Annotated in this window: 11 protein-coding genes; 4 read left to right on the top strand and 7 right to left on the bottom strand. The window is 40.5% G+C overall.

Going from position 1 to position 12,283, the window contains the following annotated elements:
- Nucleotides 1–19: 19 nt before the first annotated feature.
- Nucleotides 20–1,783, bottom strand: coding sequence for an arginine--tRNA ligase (argS, locus tag AC00Y6_RS14220; RefSeq protein WP_474491300.1), 1,764 nt, complete (start codon nt 1,781–1,783; stop codon nt 20–22).
- Nucleotides 1,784–1,999: 216 nt separating this feature from the next.
- Nucleotides 2,000–3,367, bottom strand: coding sequence for an MATE family efflux transporter (locus AC00Y6_RS14225; protein WP_474491273.1), 1,368 nt, complete (start codon nt 3,365–3,367; stop codon nt 2,000–2,002).
- Between the two features lie 186 nt (nt 3,368–3,553).
- On the opposite strand from AC00Y6_RS14225, the gene AC00Y6_RS14230 reads away from it, so the two are divergent.
- A complete protein-coding gene (locus tag AC00Y6_RS14230) occupies nt 3,554–4,249 on the top strand; it encodes a DUF1826 domain-containing protein (RefSeq protein ID WP_474491274.1) in 696 nt (231 codons plus the stop codon).
- An 89-nt stretch (nt 4,250–4,338) separates the two neighbouring features.
- Here AC00Y6_RS14230 and AC00Y6_RS14235 read toward each other — a convergent pair whose 3' ends face one another.
- The 5 genes from AC00Y6_RS14235 to AC00Y6_RS14255 all read right to left on the bottom strand — a co-directional run bounded on the left by AC00Y6_RS14235 (nt 4,339) and on the right by AC00Y6_RS14255 (nt 8,684).
- Complete coding sequence (locus AC00Y6_RS14235) at nt 4,339–5,523, bottom strand: sigma-54-dependent transcriptional regulator (RefSeq protein WP_474491275.1); 1,185 nt, start codon at nt 5,521–5,523, stop codon at nt 4,339–4,341.
- A gap of 162 nt (nt 5,524–5,685) precedes the next feature.
- On the bottom strand, nt 5,686–6,024 hold the full coding sequence (locus AC00Y6_RS14240; RefSeq protein ID WP_474491276.1) for a hypothetical protein: 339 nt from the start codon (nt 6,022–6,024) through the stop codon (nt 5,686–5,688).
- Between the two features lie 159 nt (nt 6,025–6,183).
- Nucleotides 6,184–7,038 carry a nucleoside phosphorylase gene (locus AC00Y6_RS14245; RefSeq protein WP_474491277.1) on the bottom strand — a complete coding sequence of 285 codons (855 nt, stop codon included), beginning with the start codon at nt 7,036–7,038 and terminating at the stop codon, nt 6,184–6,186.
- Between the two features lie 111 nt (nt 7,039–7,149).
- Nucleotides 7,150–8,340: a BaiN/RdsA family NAD(P)/FAD-dependent oxidoreductase gene (locus AC00Y6_RS14250; RefSeq protein ID WP_474491278.1), complete on the bottom strand. Its 1,191-nt coding sequence runs from the start codon at nt 8,338–8,340 to the stop codon at nt 7,150–7,152.
- 20 nt (nt 8,341–8,360) lie between these two features.
- The gene (locus tag AC00Y6_RS14255) at nt 8,361–8,684 is read right to left on the bottom strand and encodes a translation initiation factor (RefSeq protein WP_474491279.1); all 324 of its coding nucleotides are present in this window, start codon (nt 8,682–8,684) and stop codon (nt 8,361–8,363) included.
- 383 nt (nt 8,685–9,067) lie between these two features.
- Here AC00Y6_RS14255 and gpmI point away from each other — a divergent pair, with 383 nt between their 5' ends.
- From gpmI to AC00Y6_RS14270, 3 genes are all read left to right on the top strand, one after another.
- Nucleotides 9,068–10,594, top strand: coding sequence for a 2,3-bisphosphoglycerate-independent phosphoglycerate mutase (gpmI, locus tag AC00Y6_RS14260; RefSeq protein ID WP_474491280.1), 1,527 nt, complete (start codon nt 9,068–9,070; stop codon nt 10,592–10,594).
- A gap of 136 nt (nt 10,595–10,730) precedes the next feature.
- The gene (locus AC00Y6_RS14265) at nt 10,731–11,708 is read left to right on the top strand and encodes an acyl-ACP desaturase (protein ID WP_474491281.1); all 978 of its coding nucleotides are present in this window, start codon (nt 10,731–10,733) and stop codon (nt 11,706–11,708) included.
- A 104-nt stretch (nt 11,709–11,812) separates the two neighbouring features.
- A complete protein-coding gene (locus AC00Y6_RS14270; RefSeq protein WP_474491301.1) occupies nt 11,813–12,244 on the top strand; it encodes a BT0820 family HAD-type phosphatase in 432 nt (143 codons plus the stop codon).
- The last annotated feature ends 39 nt before the right edge of the window (nt 12,245–12,283 follow it).

Here is a 12,283-nt window from a genome sequence, read left to right on the forward strand (position 1 = left end):
TTTATGGAGTTGTGAGTGTTTACATTCTGTTCACCACATTAATTCCTAATAAAGAAAGGCATTTTTTGATGGTTTTACCACTCAGCTCAGACAACTGAAGCCGGAATTGCTTAGCCGATTCATCGTCCTGATTAAGTATAGGATTGTTTTGATAAAATGAGTTGTAAGCTTTAACCAATTCATAAACATAATTGGCAACCAATGCCGGGCTTAGGGATTCCGCAGCCTTACTTACAACATCTTTGTATTCGCTAAGGAGCATGATGAGGTCTTTCTCTCCGGGATTTGGAATATAATTGATGCTTTGTTTATCCGCCGCAAAATTAGCTTTTGACAATAATGACTGGATCCTCGCATAAGTGTATTGAATAAATGGTCCTGTATTACCGTTGAAATCGATACTTTCTGCCGGGTTAAACATCATTTTCTTCTTAGGATCCACCTTTAAGATGAAATATTTAAGCGCACCAAGGCCAACCGTTTCATAGGATTTTTCTTTTTCTTCGTGGCTCAAAGATTCCAGTTTGCCCAGTTCCTGAGATTTTTCCTTAGCAGTCTGGTACATCTCCTGGATCAGGTCATCGGCATCTACTACGGTACCTTCGCGGGATTTCATTTTCCCTTCCGGCAATTCTACCATCCCGTAAGATAAATGGTAGAGTTGGTCTGCCCATTGGTAACCCAGTTTTTTCAAAATTTTGAAAAGAACCTGAAAATGGTAATCCTGCTCATTCCCAACTGTGTAAATTAATTTTTGAATATCATTATCCTTAAAACGTTCTACCGCTGTCCCAAGATCCTGAGTCATATAAACCGATGTCCCATCAGAGCGCAACAGTAGTTTTTGATCCAAGCCTTCATCGGTAAGATCGCACCAAACAGAGCCGTCCTCTTTCTTGTAAAGCACGCCACTGTCCAGTCCTTTTTGTATAAGATCTTTGCCCAAGATGTAAGTATTACTCTCGTATTGTACCTGATCAAAATTGACTCCCAATCTGGCATAAGTCTGGTTAAAACCAGCATAAACCCATTCATTCATCATCTTCCAAAGTTTGCGAACTTCGGGGTCGTTTTGCTCCCATTTTAGGAGCATCTCCTGAGCCTGTATTATAGAAGGAGCCTGTTTCTTAGCGGTTTCTTCATTCACGCCGTCGGCCTCTTGTGCTTTGATTTCGGATTTGTATAATTTATCAAATTCCACATAGTAATTCCCAACCAGTTTGTCGCCTTTCAGACCTGTAGATTCAGGCGTGGCGCCATTTCCGAATTTTTCCCATGCCAGCATAGATTTGCAAATATGGATGCCACGGTCGTTGATAATCTGCGTTTTGATAACATGGTAACCGTCTGCTTTCAGGATTTCTGCCACCGAATAACCGAGGAGATTATTCCTGATGTGGCCCAGGTGAAGTGGTTTGTTGGTATTTGGTGAAGAATATTCCACCATTACCGTTTGATTTTTTGCCGTTACATGGTCAAAATCCTGTTGAATTTCAGATAACTGCGCTGCAAAAACCTGATCCTTGATTTTTAGGTTCAGGAAACCTTTTACCACATTATAACTGTCTATAAAATCAACCTGGTTTTGGATTTCGGTACCCAATTCGTTTCCGATGATGTCAGGGCTTTTCTTGGCCAGTTTGACCAGTGGGAAAATAACGATCGTAAAATCCCCTTCAAACTCCGTTTTATTTTTTTGGACATCCAGGTTTACATTCTCGATGCCGTAGAGTTGGGCGGTAATTTCCGTTATTTTAGATTGTATATGTTGTTTGATATTCATGTCAAATGTATGTGTTGCAAATTTAAAAATTAAAAATAGCTTTCCCGAAAAATCGATATAATATTCGGTATTATTTGGGCAGCTTAATCCGTCCTCCGTTCCCGCTATCCCAAAATGCCAACGCTTTCCCAACTGCATTTAGGGATGAGCTCCACTCAGGCCGGGCTGCGAGCTATTCTCTGTCTTCTCAGTTTCCGAATAACGATGCCTTGTTTTCTATAGCTTGGCGAAATCCAGCGCTTTCCTTTTGCTTAGCCTCAAAAATCTGATTACCAGGAGGATTGCAGAAATCGTTAAGCCAATTCCAAGAGCAATCCACATCCCAAAAGCACCCATTTTCAGCGTTACACATAGGAAAAACCCAACCGGAATAGTGAATACCCAATAGGCGACAAACGTAATGATGCTCGGTATTTTTACATCCTGAATCCCTCTAAGACAGCCCAAAGCGGTCACTTGAATACCGTCAGAAAGCTGGAAGAGTGCAGCAATAATCATTAGTTTAGAAGCTAATTCAATCACTAGTGTGTCACCTTCTTTGGTGAAAAAGTGAGGCAGGATATTTCTAAAAAGGATAAACATCAACCCGCAAAAACCCATGTAGATCAGCGTTAATTTAAAATTATTAATGCCTACTTTTCTAAGTCCTGTATAGTCGCCGGTTCCCATCCTATTGCCAATCATCACCGTAGAGGCGACAGAAAAACCGATGCACAAGTTGAAGGTGAAACTCGCCATAGAAAGGGCAATCTGGTGGGAAGCAATATCAGTAGAACTTATCATCCCACATATAAAAGCGGCAGCCGCAAATGCCGTTACTTCAAAAAACATCTGTAAGGCAGTTGGTAAGCCCAATTTGATCATTCTACTGAACATTTCCCTGCTGAAAGAAGCTATTTTAAGAGAAAATGCTTTGATATATTTCCTTGTTTTTGGCTCTTTTACCAGAACGTAGTAGAGGAAAACCACCATGAAAATCCGAGCCAAAAGTGTTGCCAGTGCAGAACCCTTCACCCCCATTGCAGGAAACCCAAATAGACCTTTTATAAAAACATAGTTTAGGATGATGTTGATGACATTGGCTATAATCGTTGCTTTCGTAACCCCAATGGTGAAAGACAAACCTTCAGAAACCTCACGCATGGTTTGGAATATCATAAACGGAATCATCGTAAAAGCCATGATGCTCAAAAAATTAATGGTATTCGGGATGATTTCTTTAGGTTGATCCATATGCCAAATCAGCGGCATAGCCAGCAAAAGGATGATCATCAGCAAAATGCCAATCCCAAGATTGATTATAAAACCGTGGCGGAAAACCGAATTGATGGTTTTGTGGTCCTGCTGAGCATTAGCTGATGAAACCAATGGTGGGATAGCAAAAGAAAACCCCAAAGCCAATACAAAAATTGAGAAAAACAAGGCATTTCCCAACGATACCGATGCCAAAGCCTGTGCACCCAGTAATTTTCCTACAATGATATTGTCAAACAGGTTAACAGAAACCTGACCGACTTGCGTCAGCATAACGGGTAATGCTAATTTGAGTGATTGATTTGTGTATTGTTTGTCGAGAAATTTCATTGCAAAATAAGTGTTTTAAAGAAAAAAATATTTTTTTACTACATTTTTTGTGTAAAAATGCAAAGGTACGGAAAACGTTTCAGACAACCATTGCAGATTAAAAATGAGGTACCAAGGAAAGTAATAGTCCATTGTGGGAGTGAGTCTTTTGTTTAAAATTATTATTTTTAGCCAGTTTTTAGAACAATGAATAATTTTGATTCAAACTCTCAAGTTGTAATTGTCGAAAATTTCGACGATTTGGTTACGCATCATTTTTCAGGTGAGAACAATGCAGTTTGCTGGCAAAGGAAATTAACGTCAAATTTTGAAGAGTTGGTTGCTAGACTAACTTTGGAAGAGGACATAACTGAAGTTTCTATGGATGACCTCCTTTCCCTTTCTTTATCGGAAAGTGGCAATAATGCAAGAGAAATTGTTATCAATGATTTTAAGTTACTTACAGATTTTGGTGCGTCACCTTCGCTCAATCTTTTAAAAAGTTATAAGCGCGACACAGAGTTTGATTTTATCTCCACCGATGTTTACTCTTACCACGTTGACCGTTCACCTTTGGCAACCGATACTTTTTTATGTACTTATTTTGGTGCATCGAGTGATATTATTGCTAATAAAGACAGTGTGCAAAAGATCAAAATACCAGAGATTCGGCAACAGTTACAGGAATCATATAATGGCTCCAAAGCTGATTTTGAACATTTTTTAAGCGAAAATTATTTTGATTTGCATTATCAGGCATTGCCCAGTGCGCAACCTACCAACCTGGGCAATGGGCATTTATGGAGATTGGCTGTGGATCATCCCAATCAGCAGGTATTGCCCTGCGTGCATAGGGCACCAATAGAAAATGAAGGACAACTACGGTTGCTATTAATTTGTTAACGTTTAAAGTAATTGCTTCGAAATTTCGTAATATAAAACCAAAGCCTTATGGCTTTGGTTTTCATATTGCAAGTGTAAAATGTTTACAACTATTTCTTAACAAAGTTAGTTACGTCATCAGCAGTTACAGGATCTGCACCTAAGATAATCAACCTTTCTACAACGTTTCTCAACTCACGGATATTACCGGTCCAGTCATACTGTTGCAGTGCTTTTAGCGATTGTTCATCAAATTTTTTCGGAGTGCTACCATTTTCATTAGCAATCTGCTGGGTAAAATATTGTACCAACAAAGGGATATCTTCTTTCCTGTCATTAAGTGATGGAACATTGATTTCGATTACCGATAATCGGTGAAACAAGTCTTCCCGGAATTTGCCTTCAGCAATTTCTTTAGTTAGATTTTTATTAGTTGCGGCAATCACTCGCACGTCAACTTTGATCTCTTTATCACTACCCACGGGAGAAACTTTGCTTTCCTGCAAAGCTCTAAGGACTTTGGCTTGTGCCACAAGACTCATGTCCCCAATTTCATCCAGAAATATGGTGCCGCCGTTGGCTTGTTCAAACTTCCCAGATTTATCCTTAATAGCACCTGTAAAAGATCCTTTCACGTGGCCGAAAAGTTCACTTTCTATCAATTCAGACGGGATTGCAGCACAGTTAACTTCTACCATTGGGCCGCGGCTTCTCTCGCTTTGGGAGTGGATGGCATGTGCCACCAGCTCTTTACCTGCACCGTTTGGTCCCGTAATCATAACGCGCGCTTCTGAAGGGGCAACTTTGTCAATGATATCCTGAATCCTTTTGAGTGCCGCAGATTCGCCAATCATCTGGTATTTTTTATTGACTTTTTTCTTAAGCTGCGTATTCTCGTGCTTTAGATTTTTATTGTCTTTTTGCAGATCACCTTTGTGTAATGCATTTTTTACACTGGTCATCAGCCTATTGATATCAATTGGTTTGGAGATGAAATCATAAGCCCCTTCTTTTAGGCAACTTACAGCGGTATCTATATCGGCATGGCCGGAGATCATCACAAATGTACTTTCGGGTTTTAGTTGCAGACTCTGTTTGAGGAGTTCTGTCCCGGATATTTTGGGCATTTTGATATCAGAAATTACCAGCGCAAAATCCTCTTTTTCAATAAATTTGAAACCCTCAAGGCCGTCTTCTGCAACCTCGAATTCGTATTCTGGTAATTCATCAGACAGGATACTGTGTAAAACACCAGATATCGCTTTTTCGTCTTCTACTATTAAGATTTTCTGCATAGATGCAAAGGTATGAATTTAACTTCGTAAAACTAAACAATTAATGTTCGGTATATAAAAATATTAAGAATAAACACGATTGTAAGTCTAAGAAAAACAATATAAAAGGAGAAGGCGGGAAACCGTCTTCTCCTTTGTGAAAAACTATTACTAACTTAAAAACTAATTGGTCGCTTTCCTTACTTCAGCTTTAACATCTTCTGCAGCATCTTTGGTTTTTTCCCAAGCATCAGATGCTGTATCTTTTGTGCTAGCCCAAGCTTTATCGGCAAAATCTTTGGTATCATCCCAAGCATCTGCTACATTAGCTTTCAGGTTTTCAAAAAAACCTTCTTTGGTTGGATTTTCATTTTTGCGCTTTTGTTCATCAATGTAATTTCTGGCTCTGTCAGCATATTCATTCACTTTATTTTTTGCATGGTCTGCAGCATTTTCTAAAGAATTCTCAGTTTTGTTAACTGCTTTTTCTGCATCGATGTATTTTTCGTCTTGTGTACTCATAATAATTTGTTTTTTGATTAATTAAAAAATTTGATTTGAATTTGATGATACAGTTTATCCAATTAAGATGCCGTTAAATCTTAACGAATGTTAATTAAATTATAAAAAAAAACAAAAGGCAACAATTTTAACAACTGCTGCCTTATTTTTTGAACTACATTATTTGATGATTCTCTCCAATACCCATTCTATCATCATCTTTTCTGAAGCATGGTGGTCACTTGCAAATTCGCCACGTCGTCTGTTGGCAATCACGCAGTTTACGGTGAGTGCTTTGTGTCCCAGTAATTTTGATAACCCATAGATGGCAGACGTTTCCATTTCAAAATTAGAAACGCCAAGGTCATTCAGAGTTTCTAGAAATTGATCATCCAAGGCTTTTAACCTCAGTTGGCGACCTTGTGGCGCATAGAATCCCGGGAAGGTGGCTGTGTTTCCTTTGTATTTGGCATCGGCATAATAACTGGCAATGTCCTCTGCATAATTAGAAAAATACAGCATCGGCTTAATTTTCTCGTAAGGGAATTTGGCAAGGAAATTCTTACTGAATTCATTCTCGAATGCATAGTCCTGATAAAAATGGAGAAGCCCATCCAGGCCAACCACATTTTCCGTCACTAGCATATTGTTAACCTCGATATCTGGGTTTACACTGCCGCAGGTTCCCAAGCGGAAAAGCTCCAGAGCCTTATGGCCTTTTTTGAATTCCTTGGCCTTCAGGTCGATATTCACCAGGGCATCCAGCTCATTCATCACAATATCGATATTCTCTGTCCCAATGCCTGTAGACATTACTGTGATCCTCTCGCCACGCAGCGTCCCCGTATGCGTATAGAACTCCCTTTTGTTTTTTTTGACTTCAATCTTGTCAAAAAATTGGGAAACCTTGGGCACGCGGTCCGGATCGCCCACCAGGATTACCTTGTCTGCAAGGTCTTCTGGAAGGAGATTAAGGTGGTAAACGCTTCCGTCATCATTCAGTACCAGTTCAGAAGCTGCTAATTTGTTAATCATATTATTGTTGTAATTATTGAATTATTCTAAAATTAAAAAGGTTTTAAAGGTAATAAAATTCTTCAATAGCAAAAGACAAAGCCTCAAAAGCTTTTTTAATTTTTGGTTGATTTAGTTTAAAGAATTCGATATTTCATCAGCAACCCAATGCCCTGAGCTGAAACAGGCCTGCAGAAGGTAGCCGCCGGTAGGGGCTTCCCAGTCTGTCATTTCTCCGGCGCAATAGACGTTGGGGTAATCCCGCAGCGCCAGACTGTCGGTTAACGCAGAAAAAGACACACCTCCCGAAGTCGAAATAACTTCATTGATTGGCCGGAAAGCGAGTACCTCTATCGGGAAGTGTTTGATGGTTTCTGACAGGGTTCCGATATGGGTATAGCTTTCTTTGTTGAGTGTTTTTAGGAGGTTGAGTGCCGTGGTAGATAGTTTTAACTGCCGTTTCAACGCGTGGGCAATATTCTTTTTGCCCATAAGTGCTTCCCGGATTTCTGTTTCGGTAAGCTTGGGTTTCAGGTCTATGTAGATCGTTTGGGGGAACGGATGCGGTCTCATGAAACGGTTCAGGTAATAGATGGGGCTTCCTTCGATGCCGTATTTTGTAAAAACGATTTCCCCTGTTTTTTCGTTTCCATCAAAGGTCACTTTAATATTTTTCAGGTATTGCCCTTCTAACTGATGGAATTTAGGATCAGTATTGTAGCCGGAATTGGCCGCCTGCAAAGGGTTAATGTCTATGTTTTTTGATTTCAGAATTTCTAACCATTTTGCATCAGAACCTGTTTTTTTCCAGGATCCGCCACCCATTGAGAGGATCAATTTTGGATAATCAATTTTAATCTCATTGTCTTTATTTTTGAGGGTGACTGTTTTTTCATCAAAATCAACAAAAGTATGTTCGTAATGGATGATCACACCCAGCTGATCCAGGCGGTCTAGCCAGGCTCTAAGAACCTGAATAGGTTTAAAATTTTTGGTTGGGAAAACCTTGCCCGAGCTGCCGGTATAAGTGCTGATCCCCAAGTCAGAAAGCCAATCTACCACCTTTTGATTATCAAAACTACTCACGATCTTCCGGATCTGTGGTGCGTCGTATTTTTGGACAAATGTCTCCAGACCTTCGCTGTGCGTGAGGTTAAAACCACCATGGCCTGCTACCAGAAACTTTCTTCCCGCGGCTTTGTTCTGCTCATAGATTTCAACTTTGTGGCATCTCTCGGCAAGGGTCTGCGCCGCCATCAGCCCTGCGGGGCCGGCACCAATAATGATGATGGGGAGGTCTCCGCCATTGTGTAAATCATTCATCAGTTATCGATCATTAATTCTTAACCGCCTACACGTTTGGTTTTGTAGCCCAAGTCCTTTAGGATAGCCATAATTTTGTCCCGGTTGTCCCCCTGGATGATGATGACGCCGTCTTTCTCCGAGCCGCCAATTCCCAGGGTTGTTTTTATTTTTTTTGAGATCTGCTTCAGGCCTTCATCATCGCCTTCCCAGCCTTCTATCAGGGTAACAGGTTTGCCGTTTCTGCCTTTCTTTTCGAATTTGCAAACCAGAGGCTCTTTCTGTTTAAAAGCTTCTTTTGGCATTTCAAAATCCTGCTCTTCATGCTCCGGGAAAAGGTTTTTCAGTTGGTCTCTTAAGTCCATTTTTGATTTTTTAAAAAGGGTTTTAAAGGTAAGCATATTTGCTAAATTGAAAAAAGTAATTTGGGTAATTGATTATAATTTTTAAAATATAGTAATCATATTAAGAAACCTGATTACCAATTATAATACGATATTTATGGTGGTGCATCGAGAGAAATACTCTCAAAACCAACTCCAATAAAAATTTGTTGGGCTTTGGTTCTGTTTGATTTTTAAATAAAATAGAAGGCTCAAAAGCATTCACTAATAATATTATTGAAAAAATAATAATTTATACTCCCCTTTGATTAAATAAACATTATTAATTGGAGAAAAAATAAACATCAAAATTCCCTAGTCCTTTTTTCATTTTGTAAATTTGTAATAACAAAATTAAAATCGAAATGTCAAAAAAAGCAATTCTTGCAATATTAGACGGTTGGGGCTTGGGTCCTAATCCCGCAGTTTCCGCACTGGCTCAGGCCAATACGCCTTTTATAGATTATGCCCTTAAAACTTTTCCTCATACAACCTTGGAGGCCAGTGGCCTGGCAGTAGGTTTGCCGGCAGGGCAAATGGGGAATTCTGAAGTGGGACACATGAATCTGGGGGCTGGCCGCGTGGTTTACCAAAATCTTGTTAAGCTCAATATGGCGGTAGAAAACGGTAGCTTGGGAAGGGAAGCTGTGATTCAGTCCGCTTTTGAATATGCCAAGGCAAATAATAAAAAAGTGCATTTCATTGGGTTGGTTTCCAATGGTGGTGTGCATTCGCATATCAATCACCTAAAGGGTCTTCTGACGGCAGCGCATGAATTTGGTTTTACAGATAACGTTTTTGTGCATGCGTTTACAGATGGCAGGGATTGCGATCCGCATTCGGGAAAAAGGTTTATAGAAGATCTTATACATCATATGAATGCCACAACCGGTAAGCTGGCATCCCTTATTGGGCGCTACTATGCTATGGACCGTGATAAGCGCTGGGAACGTGTAAAACTGGCGTATGATGTGATGGTAAACGGCATTGGCAAAGAAACCAAAGATCCCGTGCAGGCTATTCAGGATTCTTATAATGAAGATGTTACCGATGAATTTATCAAGCCAATTGTTGTGGTACAAAACCACTTGCCGGTTGCCAAGATAGAGGATCAGGACGTTGTCATTTGTTTTAATTTCCGTACAGACAGGGGCCGCGAGATTACAGAAGTGCTGTCTCAGCAAGACCTGCCGGAGTATGGGATGAAAAAGCTGGACCTCTATTATGTTACATTAACCAATTATGATAAAACGTTCCAGAATGTGCGTGTGGTCTTTGATGAAAATGTATTGCAAAAAACAATGGGCGAGGTTTTGGAAGCTGCAGGCAAATCCCAGATCAGGATTGCTGAGACCGAAAAATACCCTCACGTTACATTTTTCTTCTCCGGTGGCCGCGAGGCAGAGTTTGTGCAGGAAAGAAGGTTGCTGTGCCCAAGTCCGAAAGATGTCCCAACCTATGACCTGAAACCGGAAATGTCTGCCTACGATATTACCAATGCCATCGTCCCAGAATTGGAAAACGAGTCTGCAGATTTTGTTTGCCTCAACTTTGCTAATACTGATATGGTAGGACATACTGGTGTTTTTTCGGCAGCGGTAAAAGCAGCGGAAACGGTAGATGCTTGCATCCAAAAGGTGGCAACCGCTGCTTATGAACATGGCTATGCTGTGTTTATTTTGGCAGATCATGGTAATTCTGATGTGATGATAAACCCAGACGGTACGCCTAATACGCAACACTCTACCAATCTGGTTCCGTTTATCGTGATGGATAAAGATCATACTTGGGATTTGAAACCCGGCAAGCTGGGTGACGTGGCACCTACCATCCTCAAAGTGATGGGCGTAGATATCCCTGAAGAGATGACGGGTGATGTGCTGGTAAGCTAAAACCAATACTAAATCAAATTAAAATGATAACAAGCCGGTTTTTTAACGGCTTGTGTCATATAAAAGTTAAAAATCATAAAATTATGCATTGAATAGTATTTAATGTTTAGTTTTGTGCTTTAAATCAAATTAATAGATGCACGAGAAACAATTGCAATTAGAAGTTATGAAAACTTTGGAGGAGAATATGCCTGAGTTCATCAGTTCTTATCTTACTCCGATAGAGAAAATATGGCAGCCCTCTGATTTTTTGCCCGACAGTTCCAGTGATAATTTTAAAGATGAGATCGAGGAACTTCAGACATTTGCCAGAGAGATGCCTTATGACCTTTTTGTAACCCTTATTGGCGATTGTATTACCGAAGAAGCATTACCCACATACGAATCCTGGTTGATGGATCTGGATGGCGTTAACCAAAAAGAAAATGTCGGCTGGACGCAATGGATAAGATCCTGGACTGCAGAAGAGAACCGCCATGGCGACCTTCTGGGGAAGTACCTGTATCTCTGTGGCCGCGTGAACATGCGCGAGATGGAGATTACCACGCACCATCTTATTAATGACGGTTTTGACATTGGTACCAGTTCAGACCCTTATAAGAATTTTGTTTACACCAGTTTTCAGGAGACAGCTACCAATATTTCGCACCGCAGGGTAGGGACGTTGGCTAAGCAGTCTGGTAATAAAAAACTGGCGCAGATGTGCGGAGTGATTGCTGCCGATGAAGCGCGCCATGCCAAAGCTTACAAAGATTTTGCATCAAGGATTTTTGATATGGATGCCAGCGGGATGATGCTTGCTTTTGAAGACATGATGCGCCGCAAAATCGTTATGCCGGCTCACTTACTGAGAGAATCCGGGCAGAAAGCCGGTGAACTTTGGGAACATTTTTCCGATGCGGCACAAAGGGCGATGGTTTATACCGCTCAGGATTATATCAATATCTTTAAAGACCTGATTGATGAATGGAAAATCGACAGTCTCAAAAACCTGAACGACAAAGCCGAAAGGGCAAGGGATTATGTTATGAAGCTGCCGGATAGGCTGCAAAGGATCTCGGACAGGATTGCCACGCCGCAACTGCCGTACAGTTTCAAATGGGTTAAAAGCTAAATGATTGCGCCACTAGGGCGCAATTTTTATTATGTCATTATTGATATGTTGAAGTGAGATAATTTGTATATTTGCATCTTCATTTTAGCGATAATACAGCCATGATAAAAAGTAACAAAAAACTTGCAATCGATTTTGACGGTACCGTAGTAGATGATGCATACCCGGGCATTGGAAAAGCAAAAACATTTGCGTTTGAAACGCTCAAAAAACTTCAGAGTGAGGGCTACCGCCTGATACTATGGACTTACAGGCATGGCAAGACTCTGGAAGAGGCCATCGAGTTTTGTAGAAAAAACGGGGTAGAGTTTTATGCCGTTAATTCTAGTTTTGAAGGCGAGATTTTTGATTCTGAGACACAATCCAGAAAGATTGATGCCGATCTTTTTATAGATGACCGTAATTTGGGTGGCTTTCCCGGCTGGGGAGAGATCTATCAGATCATCACCGAAAGAATAGAGTTTCAGGTGGCTGGCGGAGAGGTTCATGCCTACTCCAAAATGAAAAAGGAAAAGAAAAAAGGTCTATTCTGGTAAAGTTTTAGACTTACAGATAATTGAGCGCTGGATAAAAGA

Source organism: Epilithonimonas sp., assembly GCF_056329745.1.

Bases quoted from the DNA above. Each gene is read 5' to 3' on its own strand.
- argS (WP_474491300.1), bottom strand. From the start codon at position 1,783: ATGAATATCAAACAACATATACAATCTAAAATAACGGAAATTACCGCC.
- AC00Y6_RS14225 (WP_474491273.1), bottom strand. From the start codon at position 3,367: ATGAAATTTCTCGACAAACAATACACAAATCAATCACTCAAATTAGCA.
- AC00Y6_RS14230 (WP_474491274.1), top strand. From the start codon at position 3,554: ATGAATAATTTTGATTCAAACTCTCAAGTTGTAATTGTCGAAAATTTC.
- AC00Y6_RS14235 (WP_474491275.1), bottom strand. From the start codon at position 5,523: ATGCAGAAAATCTTAATAGTAGAAGACGAAAAAGCGATATCTGGTGTT.
- AC00Y6_RS14240 (WP_474491276.1), bottom strand. From the start codon at position 6,024: ATGAGTACACAAGACGAAAAATACATCGATGCAGAAAAAGCAGTTAAC.
- AC00Y6_RS14245 (WP_474491277.1), bottom strand. From the start codon at position 7,038: ATGATTAACAAATTAGCAGCTTCTGAACTGGTACTGAATGATGACGGA.
- AC00Y6_RS14250 (WP_474491278.1), bottom strand. From the start codon at position 8,340: ATGAATGATTTACACAATGGCGGAGACCTCCCCATCATCATTATTGGT.
- AC00Y6_RS14255 (WP_474491279.1), bottom strand. From the start codon at position 8,684: ATGGACTTAAGAGACCAACTGAAAAACCTTTTCCCGGAGCATGAAGAG.
- gpmI (WP_474491280.1), top strand. From the start codon at position 9,068: ATGTCAAAAAAAGCAATTCTTGCAATATTAGACGGTTGGGGCTTGGGT.
- AC00Y6_RS14265 (WP_474491281.1), top strand. From the start codon at position 10,731: ATGCACGAGAAACAATTGCAATTAGAAGTTATGAAAACTTTGGAGGAG.